Raw genomic sequence first — 16,587 nt, 5'->3', positions numbered from 1 at the left:
GCTACGGGACGGTGTTGGGTGCGCACCTAGGCGCTGCCGCCGAAATCCCCTGCCAGGCAAAGCCTTCGCAGACATTTCCCACATCCTTCGTGGTTATGCCCTACACCAATCCCGGCTCGGTAGTGCGCTAGCATAGGCACCGTCCGACAGGCGTCCGCAATCCCCGGTGATAGCCTTCTCCTGCCGCTGAAAACCAGCGGTCGGGTGTGAGAACCCGTCGGAAAATCGGAACGCAGCCAGCCATCCAGCTGGCTGTTCTGTCGCTGCATGCTCGCTCTATGGCAGCTGCACGCGGGCGGGCCTCGGCCCGACCGGGTTTCCCGTATTTCCCTGGTTCTCACCCTGCGTGCCGCTGCCTCCCAACTCTGTGAGAAGGCTTGGGTGGTTGGCGCTTTACGTTGGTTCAGGAAATACGGAGATGTCCATGAATGACTCTTTAACGAATCGAGCCCTCCCTGCATCTCTCTTCCGCGTGCGTGATGACGTCAGCGCCGAGGAGGTGCTGCTGCATCTGTCGGAAGTGCTGCGGGTGGGGGAGGCGGCCGCTTACGATCTGACGGAAAACCCGGGCTTCAACGCCGGAGGATTGGCCTTGGCCGTGGTACATGCCATGGAAGCGGCGCAGGTGTTGGTGGGGCGGTTGCTGGAGATGGAGGCTGCGTAACCAACGCGTAGCCGCTGCCGCCAGGCTGCGCTGGCCCTTGCTGTAACCCCCACGTGCAGAGTACGACTCAAATCAGCAGTTACAATTTCTACGCGAATGCGCAAAAGCAGGGGGTGTTACTCTCTGCGGCTCCACGGAGAAAATTAAAAGGATGTTGCATGCTGCATGAGAAAGACCTGCCGATGTCAGTTTTATTGGGCGTGGATGAGCTGCGGCGGACCGGCCTGAAACTGGCGCCTTCTTCGCAAATCATCGCCTGGCAGTATTCGATTTAATCAGCATCGGTCTGTGTGCATACGAGGCCAAAAATGCAAAGTGATACCCCCAGGCAAGCGCTGGTCACCGCAGTCATCGATATTTTCGTCAGCACCATCGGCTTCATCCCGCGCGACAAGGTCAACGAGCACACCCGCTTCCTGACCGACTTCAACATCATCGACGATGACCTGACGGTATTTGTCCTGGAGGTGCAGAAGGCATTCCCCCTGAACGCCCCCCGCGAAGAATGGCAAGTCATCGAGACCATCGGCCAAATCGTCGATTTGATCATCCGTTGCCGTGAGCACCCCGAAGATTATCCCCCGCAGCCGCCCAGCCGGCTCAAGCGCACGCTAGCATCGCTTAAACAAAAGTTGTCGGGCACCTGAGCAGGCCAGCTCAAACTTCAGCGGCATCCCCCGCAACCTGCTCAGCCTCCAACGCCAGCTTCGCCCGGTCCGCCTTGCTGATGTACTGCGGCTTGCTCTTGGGCGCCAGCTTGGCGTTGGCCTTCTTGGCGTTGGCTTTGAGGATTTGATTGATTTTCTTGCGACGGTTCATGGTGTTTGCTCAGGCTGGAGGGCGTTACGGTGTTTCCATGGGATGCATGGTGCCAGAGCCGGGTAAAACCATGTAATAGAAATTGCGCAAACGGTACCGGCAGCTGCGGTTACCCGGGCTGCCGGTGGGGCATCTTATTCCACCGGCGCGAAGGCCTGCGCCGCCGCCATCGTGTCCAACGACTCGCGCAGCAACTGAATCTTGCCATCGCGCGCCACCAGCCGTCCGGCATACAGCTGGCGATACACCCGCCCAGTCGCCGGCACCAGGGCCTCCACGCTGTACTCGGCAAACGCCTGGTCAGGCGTGTCGATCAAGAACCGCACATTGTGAAATTTGAACCCGGGCACCTTGCCCAGCAACGACCCGATAAACCCGGCGATCGCCTCCGGCCCCTGCACATGGTGGGGAATGCCCAGCGACTGCAGGTACGGCAGCTCCAGCACGCCATCGTCGGCGAACAGCGCAGCGGCGGCCTGGGGTGACTGAATGGATTCAAGATACGACTGAAGCAGTTCGACGGCGTTTTTCATGGTGGCGTTCTCCCTTGAGGTGGGCACGTTGCAGTGTGCCTGTGCGCTCACAGTAAGGGAGCCGCCTTCTAGTTAAAACGGCAATTATAGAAAGTCATCATTTCATTTTTGTTCGTTTCCTTTAGGCCAGCGCCACACCGGTTCCGCCAGGTGCTGTGCAAAGAAATCCGACAGCGCCTTGATCTTCACCGGCCGCGTGCGCGCCGACGGCGTTACGAAATACAGCCCGCCACGGGCCATGCTCCACTCCGGCAGCAGCGCCACCAGGCGCCCATCCGCCAGGTACTCGCTGGCAATGAACTCCGGCAACTCGGCAATCGCCAGGCCTTCCAGCAACGCCGGCAACAACGCGTCCGAGTTCGTCACCCGCAGCGGCCCGCTGGGCACCACGTCTTCTTCAGTGCCGCTTGCATGGGTAAAGCGCCACACCTGGCTGCGCGCGCGGTAGGCGTAACTCAGGCAGGCCCGGCTCGCCAGCTCGCGCGGGTGCTGCGGCGTGCCGTGCGCCGCCAGGTAGGCCGGCGACGCCACCAAATACTGCGTCACCGCACAAATGCGCCGCGCCACCAGGGACGAGTCAGGCATCACCGCAATGCGCAGCGCCGCATCGAAGCCCTCGGCAATCAGGTCCACCGCGGCATCCGACAGGTGCAGGTCCACCGACAACTCCGGGTACTGACGCATCAACTGCGGCATCAGCGGCGCCACCCAGCGCAGCCCGAACGACATCGGCACCGCCAGCCGCACCTGCCCACGCGGCTGCACCGACAACTCCTGGGCCTCGCTTTCCACCTCTTCAGCCTGGCGGTAAATGTCCCCCGCCTTGGCCGCCATGCTGGCGCCGAACTCGGTCAGCGACAGTTGCCGCGACGTACGGTTGAACAGCCGCCCGCCCAAACGCTCCTCCAGCCGCGCCACCGCGCGCGACACCGTGGGCACCGACACACTCATGACCCGCGCCGCCGCCGCGAACGAACCTTCCTCCGCCACCTTGGCGAACATGGCCAGACCTTCGAAATCGGGAAGTTTGCTCATTTCAAATCTGCAATGATGAGTTTCAGATGATTCTATTTTGAAACGCAGCAGCCGTCGATATGCTTCTCCCACACCGCAACACAACCTAACGATTCAACCCTGGAGAAACATCATGGCTCGCAAACTTGAAGGCAAAATCGCACTGGTCACCGGCGGCACCACTGGCATCGGCCTGGCCACCGCCAAACGCTTCGCCGCCGAAGGCGCCCACGTCTACATCACCGGCCGCCGTCAGGCCGAACTCGACGCCGCCGTGGCCGAAGTCGGCAACGCCACCGGCGTGCAAGTCGACTCCACCCGCCTGGACCAGCTGGACAGCCTGTATGCCCAGATCGGCGCCACCCACGGCCACCTCGACGTGCTGTTCGCCAACGCCGGCGGCGGCTCCATGGTGCCCCTGGGCGAAATCACCGAACAGCACTACGACGACACCTTCGACCGCAACGTCAAAGGCGTACTGTTCACCGTACAAAAGGCCCTGCCACTGCTGGCCAAGAACGCCTCGGTGATCCTCACCGGCTCCACCGCCGGCAGCTCGGGCACCGCCGCCTTCAGCGTCTACGCCGCCTCCAAGGCTGCCGTAAGGTCCTTCGCCCGCAACTGGATACTGGACCTGAAAGACCGCCACGTGCGCATCAACACCATCAGCCCCGGCGCCACCCGCACCCCCGGCCTGGTCGACCTGGCCGGCCCGGACGCTGCGCAACAGCAAGGCCTGCTCGACTACCTGGCCTCGCTCATCCCCATGGGCCGCGTCGGCGAAGCCGAAGAAATCGCCAGCGCCGCGCTGTTCCTGGCCTCCGACGACGCCAGCTTCGTCAACGGCATTGAACTGTTCGTGGATGGCGGCCAAGCCCAGGTCTGACCCACGCGCCGGGCGGCCCAGCACAGGCCGCCCGCCCACTCAAAAGGAGGTGCTTCACATGCGTTTGCCAAAACTCGCCGCACTCACCCTCAGCCTGCTGCTGGGCACCGCCGCCCAAGCCGCCACCCCGCCCATCCTGGCGGTGTCCACCATCGACCACGTCGGCATGAACGTGCCCGACATCGACGCCGCCACGCGCTTCTTCACCGACCTGATGGGCGCCAAGGTCATCTCCGACATGCAGCCGGGCAGCATTCCGGACCAGTGGAAAGCGCAGTTCCGCTGGCATGCTTCCAGCGACCTGCAGCGCTTCGTGATGCTGCAACTGCAGGGCGGCGCCAAGCTTGAACTGTTCCAATACCGCGGCACCGAAATCAACCGCCAGCAGCCCCATGGTGATGATGCGGGTGCCAGCCACGTTGCGCTCAAGACCGACGACATCGACGGCAGCCTGGCGCTGTTGAAGGGCAGGGGCGTGACCATTCTCAACGAGCCGATCACCAACCCGGATGGGATTCGTTGGTTCTACTTCCAGACGCCGTGGGGGGCGCAGGTTGAGTTGGTGGCGTTGCCTAAAGCTTGATCTGTTTGGGACAGTGGAAAGGTGTAGGACAGATCCTACAAGATCTGCGATAATCGCCTTACGGCTTTGAAATGATTGCTAAAAGTTTCCATGTTTCGCTTTCATGATTGGCGCTTGCGCTGGTTTTTTTCTGGGGCTACTCTCCGGTCGCCGCTGCTTATCAGCGGTCGGGTTTAGTCGCTCGGAACGGAGCCAGGCGCGTAAAGCGTCCTCCTGAAGTGTTGCCGGCAGGTTTGCCAGCAACGTTTTATGGTGATCGTACGTGGGGCGCTTCGGCGCGCCGGGTGCCTGGCTACCGGTCGACTAACCCGCGTACGGTCGCCTCCCTTCGTTTAGTCGCGAAGGAGGCGGCTTCAGTTGCACCAGCCAGAGGTACACCATGTTCAAGCCGGTCCCCGATCCACCCGCGCCACCCGAAACCTCCGCCGCCGAAGGCATCTCCCCCTACACCCACCCCGTCCCCCTGAGCCCCCACGTCACCGCCCACCACGCCTTCGGCCCCTGCGTAGGCGACATGCCCATCTTCGCCGTACGCGAAGGCATGCCACTCGAAGAAGTCCTGGTACAAGCCAGCGCCTACCTGCGCAGCGCCAGTGCCGGCGCCACCGAACTGGTGGAAAACTGCCCAGAGGAATGGCGCGCGTTGGCGCGAAACGTGGAGCACGTGAGTGAAATAGCGCGGGCGTTGGTGGAGGCGGCTATTGCGGGGTTGCCCAAGGCACGGTAGCCCAGGCTGCCACACCGCGTAGCCGCTGCCGAAGGCTGCGCTGGGCCTTGCCTACGCCAACAAACCCAAGCAAAGCAAAGCCCCCAGCGCAGCCTCACCTCACTGCCCCAAACGGCTGAGGCTAGCCCCCCGAAACTCCCCCGCAGCCCAGCGTCGATCAAACTCATTCTTCTCGTTGGTCTTGTACGTCAGGCACTTCACCATCTGCGCATCCGTCCGCCAGTTATCACACCCTTCGGGGTCATGGTAATAGCGGTCCCAGGCAACGTTCTTGGCCCGATCCTCGATAGCCTGGCGCTGCGCCTGCTCCTCATACTGCTGCCTCGCCAACCGCGCGGCCTGCGCGTCCGCCGCCTTCTTTTGCTGCGCCAGCATCAACTGGCGCTGCTGCTGAGCTTGAGCCTGCTGCAGCGTGGCCTCGATCTGTTTGATCTGCTGGGTGGCAACATACTCCAGCACCGCGAGCCGGGCGAAATGGAAGGCAATGGCGATGACCGCCACCGCAGCCGCGTTGATCAGGTAGGACTCAGCGTTGGGTCGTGCCAGGCGTCTTGCCATGGGGAGGCTTCCTTGAGTGATGGCACATGCTAATCACCTGAGGGGATGGGTTCAACGTTGGTAGCTGTGACCGCGTCCATGTCTAGCGTTGCGACGTAATCGGTGGGATCAACCTAGACAGGAAAATTCCTACAAGATAACGTCCAGACTCCTACGGCAAAAGCACTCACTACCCCCTCATGGACGTCTTGAAACTCCTGCAGACGGAACTGGCCACCTTCGCGTCCGAACGTGACTGGGATCAGTTCCACACCCCCAAAAACCTGGCAATGGCACTTTCTGGAGAAGCCGGCGAGCTTGTCGAGCGCTTCCAATGGCTGACGCCAGAGCAAAGCGAACGAGACGGCCTGTCGAGCGAGGCGCTGCAAGCCATCGAGGAAGAGATGGCCGATGTGCTGCTCTACCTCGTGCGTCTTGCGGATCGCCTCAATGTCGACCTAGGCGCTGTTGCGCAAGCCAAGCTGCGGTTGAATGGTGAGAAGTACCCTGTTGATGAAGCCAAGGGCAATGCCGTCAAGTCTTCTCGGAGGCGCAAATGACGGCGCGTGTGGTCTACCAGCCTTGTTCTCAGGACGTTGCGCGTAAAAATCTGCAGACGACAATTCTCAATCCGGTGCAGTTCAGCGAAGTGGCGGACTTGCTTGAGCCAGAGCTTCGAGCTGAGCTTCAAGCTGCTTATCCCGACGGCAGGTTGTTCATCTGGGGGCTCGCCTCCCCTCGAACCCGCGACGCCTGGCTTGCCATGGAGCCTGGTGACACCGTCATTTTCAATACCAAGACCATCATTACCGTAAGTGCATGCTTTACTCATCGCACCCACAATCGCGAACTTGCGTTGAGACTTTGGGGTTGGGCGGACCCAATAGAGAAAACTACTTGGGAAAATATCTATTTTTTGACGGATGTTCGCCATCAGGCCATTCAGTTCAAAGCCATCCAGACACACATCCAGCATTGGCAGGATCGATCTTTCTATCGGTACGGAGCTGAGCAAAGCGAAGCTATTCTGGAGCGCTTTCCAAGCCTTGACTACGACTATGCGGTTAGCGATGTCACGCTGACAGAGGCCCAGCAGGACATTAAAAACCAGATTACCGATGGGACGGGTAGCAGGCCCACCCGGTTGGAGCATAAGTATATCGTTCGACACCTTTTCCAAGGATTGCCTACTGGCCGTTGCTGTATCTGTCTAAACGAGTATCCCCGCCATCTACTGGTGGCCGCACATATCAAGAAGCGTTCAGTGTGCAAAACTGAAGAGAAGCTGGACATCGAGAATATTGCTGTCGCGATGTGTCGCCTCGGCTGTGATCCGCTGTTTGAACACGGCTACCTATCGGTCAGAGAAGGGGTTGTGGTCAAGCACCCTTCGCGTGAAATGACCAAGGCTACGGCCGGTTACGTCGATAGTGTGCTCAATAAAAAAATGGCAGGCTGGAGCTATAGGCATCGGAAATATTTTGCGTGGCACCTGAATGCCCATGGGTTCGAGCCGGGGGAACTCATGGGTGTGGCCGAGGCCCCGATCGACTCGTAAGCTGTTCCTGTGTCGATCCGGGCAACAGCAAAGCATTGCCTCGTTTGCCGTTATGTCTGGTCCGAAAGGTCAAGGGCGCTGGCGGTTGCGCGAGCTAGGGCCTTTTTTTTGGGGGGGGGCGGGAAGGGCCAGCGCAGCCTTCGGCACCGGCTACGGTTCTCGACAGAGCCCGCTCCCACGGACGGCTTATTACTGAAGCGCTTGCAACCGCTCTTCCACGGCATCATCGAAGATGATGTACAGGGTTTCGACATCAGCAGGCCGCACCTTCCGCCCACTCGCCAGCTCGGCGATCACTTCGATCTGCAGCGCCGCCTCACGCTCGAGATCTTCCCGCGTACTAGCCGCATTCAACGCCTGCACCAGGTCTTCAATCGCCCCGCGTGTAGGCTTGGGAAGCTTCAGCAATTCCAGTCGTTCTTGGAGCATGGGCGGTGATCTCTGGCGGGATGAAGGGCGCGAAAACAACCGCCCAGAAACAAAAAAAGGCACCCGCTAGAGGTGCCTTTTTCGTGACGCTTTGTTTGGTGGAGCCGGGGGGATTGGAAACCTTACACAACGGCTTCGTTCATGCCCTCTGATTCCTTGCCCTAACCCTCGCGCCTGCATCGACAGTGTCACACCCTGGTGGAGCTGATGAATGGCAGAGCATTGGCCTTACGATTTCCGCTCCTAATCCACAAGGTGGGTTGCATACGAAAATGCTCAAAAAAGGCAGTTGAGCCACCGTCCGTTAAATCGGTATCAAAAGGTCTGATCCAGCTCGTCATGAGCTCCTGAGATGAGTTCTGCGACACTTGTCCGTTTAGGGCTGCGAGGGATTTGAATCTGGAATCACCCGCCTAAGTCGATCATGGTTCCGTAGACGCCGCTAAGGCCAAATTTTCGTGCGCCAGCTATCAGATGCCACACCTCAATGGATGACGCCGAATCCTTATCGTCAAACAGAATCGCTCCAGCGATCACATGCAAAGGCCGCACCATCGGGCATCGCGTAGCCGACCTAAGGCACGTTAAAACAACAGTCCGGATCAATAAACAGATCCTTTTCGAACTTCCTGTCCGAAAGCGCATTCAACTTATCGTAGAGGTCTTTCCACTCATAGCGGGAGTGGAAGGTTGGCTCCGAATCTGAAACCCCTTCCAATAGATCACGACCAAATTGGGATTTGCAGTGGTTGGCAGAACTTACCATTTCCTGTCGGTAATCAAATCCCGCTGCACCTGGGTTGCCAAACAGGATATCTTTAACCATCCCCAGTTCTCCGAGTGCGTGCTCAGGATGTGAGTCTTCGTAGAGTAGGTGCCGGGTCAAGTCCAAGAACATACGCCCCTTCAGCGTCGGCAGGTAGACGTTCATTCTGTCTACGCTTCGCACCAACCCTAACGATGACAACATTGTTGTGGCTTCCCGTAGAGGAGAGTTGCTTGCGTAGCCAATATTTTTTTTAAAGGTTGGGTTATGAGTTAACCCATTCTGACTAATTTCCGCCAACACGGTGTATTTCAACCCCAACGGGCCACCATGATTCGAAAACAATCTGACGTCGAACGGGGTCAAACGTCCGAAAACCGTGGAAAACAGGAGATCTCTGCACAGGGTGCGCGAGATAAAGTTCGACATCAACTGCTGCTCGGCAGGTCGGTCAGCGTCAAACTCTGACGGTAGGAAAATGAGCTTCAGTCCCTGAAGAAGTCCTTTTGTCGCATCGTTATTCCGATAATCGGAAATGACCTCATCAATCTTCAGACGGTGCTTTGTAGTGTCTTTTACGAGGTACACTTTGAGTGTCGCCTCTCGATCATGCAACAGCGCCATCAGGTCTTTGTGAACCCCCTCGGTGTGGGACCAGAGTACTTGCGCCACCAATGGTCGTTCGCAGTCTCGTTCCAGCACGCAGGCATAATCGTGTTTTTTTCGATCAGCTTCCAACACCCCAAGCAACCGGGTCCTTGAGTACTGCTCAAGGACGGAGCCAAGCTCTTCCGCTATAAACTGATGTTCCGCTGATGTTGGCATTGCTTTCCTTAATCTAATCCAGTCCACCCAACCTACGGGAAGCCCTTACAGTACTGTTCTATCGCCAAGACAGGCCTGAAACGGGTTCCCTTTGCCTCATGCTACCCTCACAGCCGAAAGGCGGCTATTCGATGGGGATAACGCCGTTCTCACGTAGGACGCAATCTGCTCTGATTCGGTCAATCCCCCCGGTGTTTTCGTAAAAAATTTTGCACACTGAGTCAGTCGTCGGGTTGAGAAGCTAGGGCTCCATTTTTTGCCGGACTGTGCCTCCAGCATCATCGAAGTGATGTCGTACTCTTTCACACAGTAAGAGGCCCACGAGCGGTTTGGAGTGGCTCAAGCAAAATCGCCACGTTGTTCCAGCGAACTCTGTAACCTAGCGCCAGCGCGATCCTGAGGGCCTCTTCGATCTCCGGAATGCGCTCATGAGGGATGCGTAAGACTCCATGAATGTCGAGACTGTGGTTCTCTTTGCTGGCGCCGTGGATGAACTCCAGATTGAAAGCCATCTCAGTTTCAATCCCGAGCTTTTTGAGCGTGCGCCTGATTATGTCAGCAAGGTAGTCGGCCGGGCCTCTCGGAGCGCACAGAGCTGCTTCAGCGGTGTCGTGATCCAGTCTAATACTCATCGCCTGTGCGTTGGGCTGTGAGGCTAGGTGAAACAGTCTGAAGTACTCGGTCGTTTGATGATTCCTCTAGGCATATTTTGTGATCGGACAGCAGTGCCTGATAAGGTGGCGTTAAAGGGACCGTCCAGTGGAGGCTTTATGCCTGTTTCTAAGGAAATTAGATTGTGTACTGTTAGGTGCATGCCTCTCCTGAATTTGAGGTGGGTATGACTAGCAAAGGTAAGAAGCTTAGTAACCCGTTCTCGACTGGAGGTGGCGGAGGCTATTTTGAGTCGCACGTACAGGCATCCTTTGTGGCTTTGATGCTGACTGGGGGGTACGCGCCATGTTTACCTTGCAGACCAATCAGCAAAATTAAGCTCCAGGGGAAATTTTCTGGGTACAGTACCGACGATTTGATCGTTTTTACACAAGGGGTCGATGGTGCAGACGGACATAAATTACTTGGTCAGGTAAAACACTTCATCACGATAACAGATGGTGATGCGGTATTTGGTGAGGTGATTCAGTCAGCATGGAGTGACTTCAATAATGAAGAGCTTTTCAATAAGCGCAGCGATGTTATAGCCCTTATTACAGGTCCGCTGAGTGCTACGGATACTGGGGATGTTCGGACAATCCTAGACTGGGCGAGGCATGCAGAAAATTCTAAAGAGTTTTTTGAAAAGGTCGAGTTGGCGCATTTTAGTAGTGCTGCGAAGAGAGCAAAGCTGCAAGCATTTAAGTTGCATTTGAAGGCGGCTAATAACGATGTGGATTTAACGCAGGAAGAGATTTTTGAGTTTCTTCGCCGTTTTCATTTGCTGGGTTATGATCTTGATATTAAGGCAGGAGTTACTCTTGCGCTACTTCACTCTCTAATAGGGCTGTACTCAACTGATAACGTTGAATCTACTTGGGCGAGGCTTGTAGGCGAAGTCCAATCGGCCAACCAGAACGCTGGAACTATCTTTGTTGATAATTTGCCAGAAGATCTTCTGTTGGTATTCAGACAGAGGAAAATTGAGGAGATACCACCGTCATTGGCGGTCCCGCGTTCACCAAAGGCTGTTGCACTCGTACAGGATCAAGAGCAACTGGTCTCATTGACTGTGGCAGCTCTGCTTGGCAGATGGAATGAGAGTAATGAGTGTGATCTTGAGATGGTACGGGGGTTAGTCGATGGATTTTAATATCTGGATTGCCAATCTAAGATCCTTGGTTCAAGAGCAGGAAAACCCTTTGCAAATACGCAACGGTCACTGGGAGGTTGTGGACCGGAAGGCGCTTTGGAAAAGTGTAGGTGGCAGGGTTTTTGACACCCATTTAGAAAAGCTAAGAATTAGCTTTATAGAAGTTCTTTCAGAGATTGATCCTCAATTTGAGTTGGATGTTGAAGATCGCCCGTCTGCAATCATGTTTGGAAAGACCCTGCGGTACTCGACAGATTTAAGGCGGGGGATGTCTGAAACATTAGCGCTTTTGGGCGCCGAGGGTAAAGCTCTCACCAACTGCTCTCAGCACAAGCCAGAAAATACTGCGGTTAATGTTGTTCATGAGCTATTAGCGCAGGCGGACTGGCGACTGTGGGGTAGTTTGAATGATTTGCTGCCAAATATTGCTGAGGCTGCCCCAAATGAGTTTTTGAATTGCGTAGAAAGCTCCTTGCAATGTGCGCATACTCCATTTGTGAAATTGTTCTCTGAAGGAAGAAAAGGGTTTGGTGGTAGGAATTACATGGCAGGTCTTCTTTGGGCTTTGGAGGCTCTGGGATGGTCCGAAGAGAATTTTATGCGCGTGGTTGTAATCTTGGCTGAGTTGGCCTCAATCGACCCGGGTGGTAATCACGGTAACAGACCTGTAAATACCCTTAAGACAATGATTTTACCTTGGTTTCCTCAAACTATGGCTGGTGCTGAAAAGCGAATCGTTTCAGTCCGGGCGGTAAAAGCAGAGTTTCCAGATATTGCATGGAATGTGTTGAAAAGCTTGTTGCCAAATCAACATCAGACGTCAACTGGCACATACAAGCCTAGATGGCTCGAAGTGGTTCCAGAAGGTTGGGAACCAAAAGTTTCTAATCAAGAATATCGAGATCAAGTTGCGGCGTATGCAGAAATAGCGGTCGAGATGTCCTTCGGTGATTTGGAACGACTCAAGGAACTAGTGAAAAATTTAGATAATCTGCCACAGTCGTCTTTCGATCGTTTTTTAGCTCACCTCTCCTCAGATGCTGTGCGGGGACTTTCAGAATCTGAGCGTCTGACAATCTGGAGTACATTGACTGAATTTGTGGCAAAGCACCGCCGTTTCTCTGATGCGGAATGGTCTTTGGACGAAGAGGTTGTATGCAAAATCGATGAGGTTGCTGGCTACCTTGCTCCAATTAGTAAGGATGTGTTGTATCGTCGACTTTTTAGTGCAAGAGACTTCGATCTTTATGAAGAAAAAGGTGATTGGGAGGGGCAGCGGAAAAAGCTTGAGGAGCGAAGAAAGCAAGCAGTAAAAGAAATACTTGATGAGCATGGCGTTGAAGGAGTTGTGAGATTTTTAGACTCTATTGAGGCTCCTACCTTGGTTGGATGGGCCTTAGGTGTTGCCGCTGGTGCTGAAGTTGATGCGGAACTGCTTCCGGATTTTCTAATGACCGAAAATGATAACTATAAAAAATTTATTGGGTCCTACATTTGGAGTAGAAATTTTTTAGGTAAGGACGTCTGGATTGAGGGTCTCGACCGTCAAGACTGGACTGCTGAACAATCTTGCCAGTTTCTAATGTATTTGCCCTTTGAGTTGACGACTTGGATTCTAGTAGATCAATGGCTAGGGGTGGAAAAAGATAAATATTGGCAGGCTGTGCCCGTAAATCCTTATCCAACTGAAAGCGATTTGTTAGTCGCTGTTGATAATTTGTTAAGAGTGTCTCGCCCTCAACAAGCTATAGAGTGTCTTAGTGCCAGGTTTCACAAGCAGCTTCCATTTGATAGTAAACGAACTGCCGCAGCTCTCATTAGTGCAGTCAAGGAAGACTCATCAAGTGGCATGGATTCATACAATGTGGCAGAGCTTATCAAAGCATTGCAGAGTGATCCTGCAACAGACCCTGATGATCTGTTTCGTGTTGAGTGGGCTTACCTGCCAATGCTTGGTGCTTATAGTGAAGCAAAACCAAAGCTGCTTCAGGAAAAATTAGCTACCCAACCGAATTTTTTCTGTGAGTTAATTCGCCTTATATTTAGGTCTAAAAAAGATCAGAGCGATGATGTCGAGGAGCTGACGGAGCAGGCGAAAGCCATTGCCACTAATGCGTGGCGCCTTCTAAACGAGTGGGAATGGCCTCCAGGTTTGCACGCCGATAATAGCTTCTCTACTGCGGAGTTTGATAGCTGGTTTAGTAGTGTTAAAGAACAATGTGTTGAGTCGGGCCATCTTGATGTGGCAATGGTGAAGCTTGGTGAAGTTTTGTTTTACTGTCCTGCCGACCCCAATGGGCTTTGGATATCAGAGAGTGTTGCTAGAGTTTTGAACTCTCGGGATGGAGAGTCGATCAGAAGTGGGTTTTGTACGGAGGTTTTTAATTCCAGAGGAGCTCATTGGGTTAATCCAACTGGTAGTCCAGAGAGAGAGTTGGCTAACAATTGGCGCAAGAAGGCAAATGCTGTTGAAGATGCAGGGTATCCTCGATTTGCCGCATCACTTCGGGAGCTTGCAGGCTCATATGAACGACACGCAGAGCGAATTATAAAGCAGCAGGAGGAAAGGTCGTAACTTAAAATCGGGGGGGCTTTTTATAGCCCCTGATTTATTGGTTGATAAGAGTTGTCGTCATTTGAATGAGCGGTTGTATCATTTTCTGTGCGTGAGTATGCTTTTAACTAGAGTGCTGCCAAAACGTTCTTCAAGAATTATTTTGTAGCTTGTAATGTTTTTCATTGAGGGGGAGTTGGGAGGAGCATTAGCGCTGCAAGCATTTGCTCTACCGTGGCACCGCCGTCATAGTGCTTTTCAGCGATCGTTTCAGTGGCATGAGATTACCGACTGATCGAGTCGTTTTCCGTCCCGCTTGGCATTACATAGGGTGCTTTCCAGCGTATGTCTAAATGAGTAGAGGTTTTTTCCATCGTGAGGATCATGGACGCTAATGGCGACTAAATACCCTTTGGGTTGCTCATTGAAAAGTTTGCCAGCAGCTTTGGCCCAGCCTTCCTTATTGTGCTCTGTAGCACCACTCCGCGAGTGAAGGTATGTGAGGCCATCGCCAAACAGTTTCTTCTGTTTCTCTCGTCGCTGACTGTCCACATACTCAAGGAAGCCAAGCTCAATCAGGCGAGGATGAATCGGCACTTGCCGGGCCTCGTCGGTCTTGATCCGCTTTGCTTCGGGGATCTTCGGGTCGGCAGCACAGTAGTCGAAGCATGGATAGCCAAATACCTCCTTGATGTCGCTCGTATCAAGTTGTGCTATCTCGTTAGTGCGGGCGCCTGTGAAATAGCCTACCAGGGGCATCCAGAACCAATACGGATACGCTTTGGTCCGGTCATTTGGGACTACGCCTTAGTAGATAAATCCAGAAAAAATTGCCTCCACATCGTCTGGTGAGAAGGACATGTAGTGGTCAACGGATCCCAGACACTGAATTGAGTTTTTCCTCTGCGACCGCAGGCGGTAGCCCTTCGTTGAATTGATGCGGTCGCCGCCAGTTGTACCGCTCCATCAAAAACCGACTGATATCTTGCTGTGCCAGCACAGCGCTCATGTAGCCCACCGTCGGTATCCCTTCAGTCTTCAGGCTGCGAAACAGCCGCTCAATCGGCGCGTTGTCGTGGCAATTGCCGCGCCGACTCATGCTCTGCGTGAAGCGGTATCTCCAAAGTCTCTGGCGGAAATTCCGGCTGCCATATTGGCTGCCCTGGTCGCTGTGAAACAGCACATTCTGAGGCCGGCCACGCTGCTCATAGGCCATATCCAATACCCTGATCACCAGGTCGGCATCAGGCTTGGCTGAGAACGCCCAACCTACAACACGGCGGGCACAAAGGTCGATGACAGCCGCCAGATAGTGCCATTGGCCTCCAGCCCAGACGTACGTAATGTCACCGCACCAGACCTTGTTCGGGGATGCCACGCTGAACCCGCGATCAAGCAAGTTCGGGATATCAGGCCGCTCCACGGTAGCCTTTTTGTAGGCATGGGAGCCCGGCTGTTTGCTGATCAAGTTCAGATCGCGCATCAACCCACGTACCTTGAATCGCCCGATCTGCATGCCGTCCTCTTTCATCATCAGCATGATACTCCGGCTGCCCGCAGCGCTTTGGCTTTGCGTAAACAACTCGTTCATGCGACTACGCAAGACTACTCGTTCGGCATCCGGATACCGACGTTTCCGGCAGTACGCGTAGTAGCAAGCTCGGGTGACATCAAATACCGAGCACAACAGATCAACAGGCTCGTGAGCCCGCAGTTGATCGATTAACGCGAACGCTTGTGTTCCTCGGCCATCAAGAGCGCGGTGGCCTTTTTTAAGATCGATTTTTTCCGTTCTAGCCGATTGATACGGGCTTCGAGTTCCTGGATTTTTTGCTGCTCAGGCGTCAGGGCTTTGCTGGTCGGAGTAACACCGCCACGTTCTGCTGGAGCTAGCTCACCCAACGACGCATAGCCGACTCAACCAGCCCGAGCGAACGGGCTGCTTCGGTATGGCTGTAGCCTTGGTCGAGCACCAGGCACGCCGCCTCGCGCTTGAACTCAGGGGTAAAGGTACGGCGTTGCTTGGTCATCGGACACCCCTCTATGGCGAACATTCTCGCCTAAATGGGTGTCCGGTTTTATTAGACCACTACTGACCACCGCACGAACACTCGGAGGCCCGCATTGACGTAGCTACCTACCGGCAGACAGGCATGTCTGCAACGTCTGCTGATGCTGCGCAATCAAGGCTTTCAACTCAGCTTTGCGCTCAGCTTCCGGCGGATTACCAAGAGTCTCAAACGTTCTGCCCGCCATTTCTTGTTGTAGGTTATCAATTTCCTTGCGATACGGGGCGCATCGCTGAGTGCTCTCCGCAGCGACAGTGAGCTTCGAGTTTAAGCTGGAAACAACTGAGAGCTGGTCTTTGGCTTCGTGTAGTTGAGCGTTACATTGATCCAATTTGTCTTGATTTCTAGCAACCTGGCTGGCGCTCGCTACGCTTGAAATTGTCAATGCATCCAGTGTTTTCTGCAATGAGCCTTTATCTTCCTTCATTTGAATAAGCTGCTCCTTGAGGTAAGCGTTCTCAGCATCAAGCCGGGCACCCTCATTCAGCTTAGGTGTGACGAATTGTGTGAAGCTCCATACTCCGCTGAGAATTAGAACAGCCCATCCAGAAATAGATCCGATAATTAGTTTGTTTGCCTTGTCCATTGGTGTCCTTGCATGTATTTTGGTGGGTTTTAAACTATAATTCTGCTGATCTGGTTTTTAGTCAACCGCCTTGCAGGCCGGGGAGTATGTGCTTGCCCAATCTCGACGCCCCTACGTAAATGCTTACAGCAAAGCGTAAGATGCTCGAGCTAGAAATTTGATCATTATCCGGTGTTCGAATATTAATGTGCGGCTCGCGACCACTCTCACTGAGCATGCGTCCTGTCGTGCAA

General features: G+C 54.6%; 18 protein-coding genes and 1 pseudogene. 9 read left to right on the top strand and 10 right to left on the bottom strand.

Annotation, left to right across the window (positions count from 1 at the left end; all coding sequences use genetic code 11):
• Positions 1 to 424 precede the first annotated feature (424 nt).
• Together AC0Z2B_RS18325 and AC0Z2B_RS18320 are read left to right on the top strand one after the other, a co-directional pair.
• Positions 425 to 664 carry a DUF6124 family protein gene (locus tag AC0Z2B_RS18325; protein WP_476298524.1) on the top strand — a complete coding sequence of 80 codons (240 nt, stop codon included), beginning with the start codon at positions 425 to 427 and terminating at the stop codon, positions 662 to 664.
• Positions 665 to 972: 308 nt separating this feature from the next.
• The gene (locus AC0Z2B_RS18320; RefSeq protein ID WP_416422352.1) at positions 973 to 1,311 is read left to right on the top strand and encodes an acyl carrier protein; all 339 of its coding nucleotides are present in this window, start codon (positions 973 to 975) and stop codon (positions 1,309 to 1,311) included.
• A gap of 10 nt (positions 1,312 to 1,321) precedes the next feature.
• On the opposite strand, the gene AC0Z2B_RS18315 is transcribed toward AC0Z2B_RS18320, so the two are convergent.
• The 3 genes from AC0Z2B_RS18315 to AC0Z2B_RS18305 form a co-directional block, all read right to left on the bottom strand.
• Positions 1,322 to 1,483: a DUF2986 domain-containing protein gene (locus AC0Z2B_RS18315; RefSeq protein WP_416422353.1), complete on the bottom strand. Its 162-nt coding sequence runs from the start codon at positions 1,481 to 1,483 to the stop codon at positions 1,322 to 1,324.
• Positions 1,484 to 1,617: 134 nt separating this feature from the next.
• Entirely contained in the window at positions 1,618 to 2,016 is a 399-nt protein-coding gene (locus AC0Z2B_RS18310) for a nuclear transport factor 2 family protein (RefSeq protein WP_416422354.1), read from the bottom strand.
• Positions 2,017 to 2,118: 102 nt separating this feature from the next.
• On the bottom strand, positions 2,119 to 3,051 hold the full coding sequence (locus tag AC0Z2B_RS18305) for a LysR family transcriptional regulator (RefSeq protein WP_476298522.1): 933 nt from the start codon (positions 3,049 to 3,051) through the stop codon (positions 2,119 to 2,121).
• Between the two features lie 112 nt (positions 3,052 to 3,163).
• Here AC0Z2B_RS18305 and AC0Z2B_RS18300 point away from each other — a divergent pair, with 112 nt between their 5' ends.
• The 3 genes from AC0Z2B_RS18300 to AC0Z2B_RS18290 all read left to right on the top strand — a co-directional run bounded on the left by AC0Z2B_RS18300 (position 3,164) and on the right by AC0Z2B_RS18290 (position 5,226).
• Positions 3,164 to 3,916 (top strand): SDR family oxidoreductase, encoded by a 753-nt coding sequence (locus tag AC0Z2B_RS18300; RefSeq protein ID WP_473005306.1) that lies wholly within the window; start codon positions 3,164 to 3,166, stop codon positions 3,914 to 3,916.
• Positions 3,917 to 3,974: 58 nt separating this feature from the next.
• Positions 3,975 to 4,499 (top strand): VOC family protein, encoded by a 525-nt coding sequence (locus tag AC0Z2B_RS18295; protein WP_476298520.1) that lies wholly within the window; start codon positions 3,975 to 3,977, stop codon positions 4,497 to 4,499.
• 379 nt (positions 4,500 to 4,878) lie between these two features.
• Positions 4,879 to 5,226 carry a DUF6124 family protein gene (locus AC0Z2B_RS18290; protein ID WP_476298518.1) on the top strand — a complete coding sequence of 116 codons (348 nt, stop codon included), beginning with the start codon at positions 4,879 to 4,881 and terminating at the stop codon, positions 5,224 to 5,226.
• A gap of 99 nt (positions 5,227 to 5,325) precedes the next feature.
• On the opposite strand, the gene AC0Z2B_RS18285 is transcribed toward AC0Z2B_RS18290, so the two are convergent.
• Positions 5,326 to 5,784 (bottom strand): hypothetical protein, encoded by a 459-nt coding sequence (locus AC0Z2B_RS18285; RefSeq protein WP_476298516.1) that lies wholly within the window; start codon positions 5,782 to 5,784, stop codon positions 5,326 to 5,328.
• Positions 5,785 to 5,963: 179 nt separating this feature from the next.
• Here AC0Z2B_RS18285 and AC0Z2B_RS18280 point away from each other — a divergent pair, with 179 nt between their 5' ends.
• Positions 5,964 to 6,323, top strand: coding sequence for a nucleotide pyrophosphohydrolase (locus AC0Z2B_RS18280; RefSeq protein ID WP_476298514.1), 360 nt, complete (start codon positions 5,964 to 5,966; stop codon positions 6,321 to 6,323).
• The gene (locus AC0Z2B_RS18275) at positions 6,320 to 7,321 is read left to right on the top strand and encodes a hypothetical protein (RefSeq protein WP_476298513.1); all 1,002 of its coding nucleotides are present in this window, start codon (positions 6,320 to 6,322) and stop codon (positions 7,319 to 7,321) included. The genes AC0Z2B_RS18280 and AC0Z2B_RS18275 overlap by 4 nt, the downstream gene beginning before the upstream one ends.
• Before the next feature lie 189 nt (positions 7,322 to 7,510).
• Here AC0Z2B_RS18275 and AC0Z2B_RS18270 read toward each other — a convergent pair whose 3' ends face one another.
• From AC0Z2B_RS18270 to AC0Z2B_RS18260, 3 genes are all read right to left on the bottom strand, one after another.
• Positions 7,511 to 7,750: a hypothetical protein gene (locus tag AC0Z2B_RS18270; protein ID WP_476298511.1), complete on the bottom strand. Its 240-nt coding sequence runs from the start codon at positions 7,748 to 7,750 to the stop codon at positions 7,511 to 7,513.
• 574 nt (positions 7,751 to 8,324) lie between these two features.
• Positions 8,325 to 9,341, bottom strand: coding sequence for a hypothetical protein (locus AC0Z2B_RS18265; protein WP_476298509.1), 1,017 nt, complete (start codon positions 9,339 to 9,341; stop codon positions 8,325 to 8,327).
• 302 nt (positions 9,342 to 9,643) lie between these two features.
• A complete protein-coding gene (locus AC0Z2B_RS18260; protein ID WP_476298507.1) occupies positions 9,644 to 9,973 on the bottom strand; it encodes a hypothetical protein in 330 nt (109 codons plus the stop codon).
• 206 nt (positions 9,974 to 10,179) lie between these two features.
• On the opposite strand from AC0Z2B_RS18260, the gene AC0Z2B_RS18255 reads away from it, so the two are divergent.
• Together AC0Z2B_RS18255 and AC0Z2B_RS18250 are read left to right on the top strand one after the other, a co-directional pair.
• Positions 10,180 to 11,145 carry a hypothetical protein gene (locus AC0Z2B_RS18255; protein WP_476298505.1) on the top strand — a complete coding sequence of 322 codons (966 nt, stop codon included), beginning with the start codon at positions 10,180 to 10,182 and terminating at the stop codon, positions 11,143 to 11,145.
• Positions 11,135 to 13,720, top strand: a complete 2,586-nt coding sequence (locus tag AC0Z2B_RS18250) for a hypothetical protein (protein ID WP_476298503.1) — start codon at positions 11,135 to 11,137, stop codon at positions 13,718 to 13,720. Before AC0Z2B_RS18255 ends, AC0Z2B_RS18250 begins: the two co-directional genes overlap by 11 nt.
• Before the next feature lie 249 nt (positions 13,721 to 13,969).
• Here the strand turns inward: AC0Z2B_RS18250 and AC0Z2B_RS18245 are convergent, their stop codons facing one another.
• The 3 genes and pseudogenes from AC0Z2B_RS18245 to AC0Z2B_RS18235 all read right to left on the bottom strand — a co-directional run bounded on the left by AC0Z2B_RS18245 (position 13,970) and on the right by AC0Z2B_RS18235 (position 16,354).
• Positions 13,970 to 14,458, bottom strand: coding sequence for a site-specific integrase (locus AC0Z2B_RS18245; RefSeq protein ID WP_476298501.1), 489 nt, complete (start codon positions 14,456 to 14,458; stop codon positions 13,970 to 13,972).
• A gap of 109 nt (positions 14,459 to 14,567) precedes the next feature.
• A pseudogene (locus AC0Z2B_RS18240) lies at positions 14,568 to 15,729 on the bottom strand (IS3 family transposase).
• Between the two features lie 103 nt (positions 15,730 to 15,832).
• Complete coding sequence (locus AC0Z2B_RS18235) at positions 15,833 to 16,354, bottom strand: hypothetical protein (RefSeq protein ID WP_476298499.1); 522 nt, start codon at positions 16,352 to 16,354, stop codon at positions 15,833 to 15,835.
• Positions 16,355 to 16,587: the final 233 nt, after the last annotated feature.

It is taken from the genome of Pseudomonas sp. GYB4201 (assembly GCF_056312595.1).
This window is presented reverse-complemented; position numbering and strand designations above follow the sequence as displayed.

What these genes read in the sequence shown, in the direction of transcription:
- AC0Z2B_RS18325 (WP_476298524.1), top strand. Translation starts at nt 425, where the DNA reads ATGAATGACTCTTTAACGAATCGAGCCCTCCCTGCATCTCTCTTCCGC.
- AC0Z2B_RS18320 (WP_416422352.1), top strand. Translation starts at nt 973, where the DNA reads ATGCAAAGTGATACCCCCAGGCAAGCGCTGGTCACCGCAGTCATCGAT.
- AC0Z2B_RS18315 (WP_416422353.1), bottom strand. Translation starts at nt 1,483, where the DNA reads ATGAACCGTCGCAAGAAAATCAATCAAATCCTCAAAGCCAACGCCAAG.
- AC0Z2B_RS18310 (WP_416422354.1), bottom strand. Translation starts at nt 2,016, where the DNA reads ATGAAAAACGCCGTCGAACTGCTTCAGTCGTATCTTGAATCCATTCAG.
- AC0Z2B_RS18305 (WP_476298522.1), bottom strand. Translation starts at nt 3,051, where the DNA reads ATGAGCAAACTTCCCGATTTCGAAGGTCTGGCCATGTTCGCCAAGGTG.
- AC0Z2B_RS18300 (WP_473005306.1), top strand. Translation starts at nt 3,164, where the DNA reads ATGGCTCGCAAACTTGAAGGCAAAATCGCACTGGTCACCGGCGGCACC.
- AC0Z2B_RS18295 (WP_476298520.1), top strand. Translation starts at nt 3,975, where the DNA reads ATGCGTTTGCCAAAACTCGCCGCACTCACCCTCAGCCTGCTGCTGGGC.
- AC0Z2B_RS18290 (WP_476298518.1), top strand. Translation starts at nt 4,879, where the DNA reads ATGTTCAAGCCGGTCCCCGATCCACCCGCGCCACCCGAAACCTCCGCC.
- AC0Z2B_RS18285 (WP_476298516.1), bottom strand. Translation starts at nt 5,784, where the DNA reads ATGGCAAGACGCCTGGCACGACCCAACGCTGAGTCCTACCTGATCAAC.
- AC0Z2B_RS18280 (WP_476298514.1), top strand. Translation starts at nt 5,964, where the DNA reads ATGGACGTCTTGAAACTCCTGCAGACGGAACTGGCCACCTTCGCGTCC.
- AC0Z2B_RS18275 (WP_476298513.1), top strand. Translation starts at nt 6,320, where the DNA reads ATGACGGCGCGTGTGGTCTACCAGCCTTGTTCTCAGGACGTTGCGCGT.
- AC0Z2B_RS18270 (WP_476298511.1), bottom strand. Translation starts at nt 7,750, where the DNA reads ATGCTCCAAGAACGACTGGAATTGCTGAAGCTTCCCAAGCCTACACGC.
- AC0Z2B_RS18265 (WP_476298509.1), bottom strand. Translation starts at nt 9,341, where the DNA reads ATGCCAACATCAGCGGAACATCAGTTTATAGCGGAAGAGCTTGGCTCC.
- AC0Z2B_RS18260 (WP_476298507.1), bottom strand. Translation starts at nt 9,973, where the DNA reads ATGAGTATTAGACTGGATCACGACACCGCTGAAGCAGCTCTGTGCGCT.
- AC0Z2B_RS18255 (WP_476298505.1), top strand. Translation starts at nt 10,180, where the DNA reads ATGACTAGCAAAGGTAAGAAGCTTAGTAACCCGTTCTCGACTGGAGGT.
- AC0Z2B_RS18250 (WP_476298503.1), top strand. Translation starts at nt 11,135, where the DNA reads ATGGATTTTAATATCTGGATTGCCAATCTAAGATCCTTGGTTCAAGAG.
- AC0Z2B_RS18245 (WP_476298501.1), bottom strand. Translation starts at nt 14,458, where the DNA reads ATGCCCCTGGTAGGCTATTTCACAGGCGCCCGCACTAACGAGATAGCA.
- AC0Z2B_RS18235 (WP_476298499.1), bottom strand. Translation starts at nt 16,354, where the DNA reads ATGGACAAGGCAAACAAACTAATTATCGGATCTATTTCTGGATGGGCT.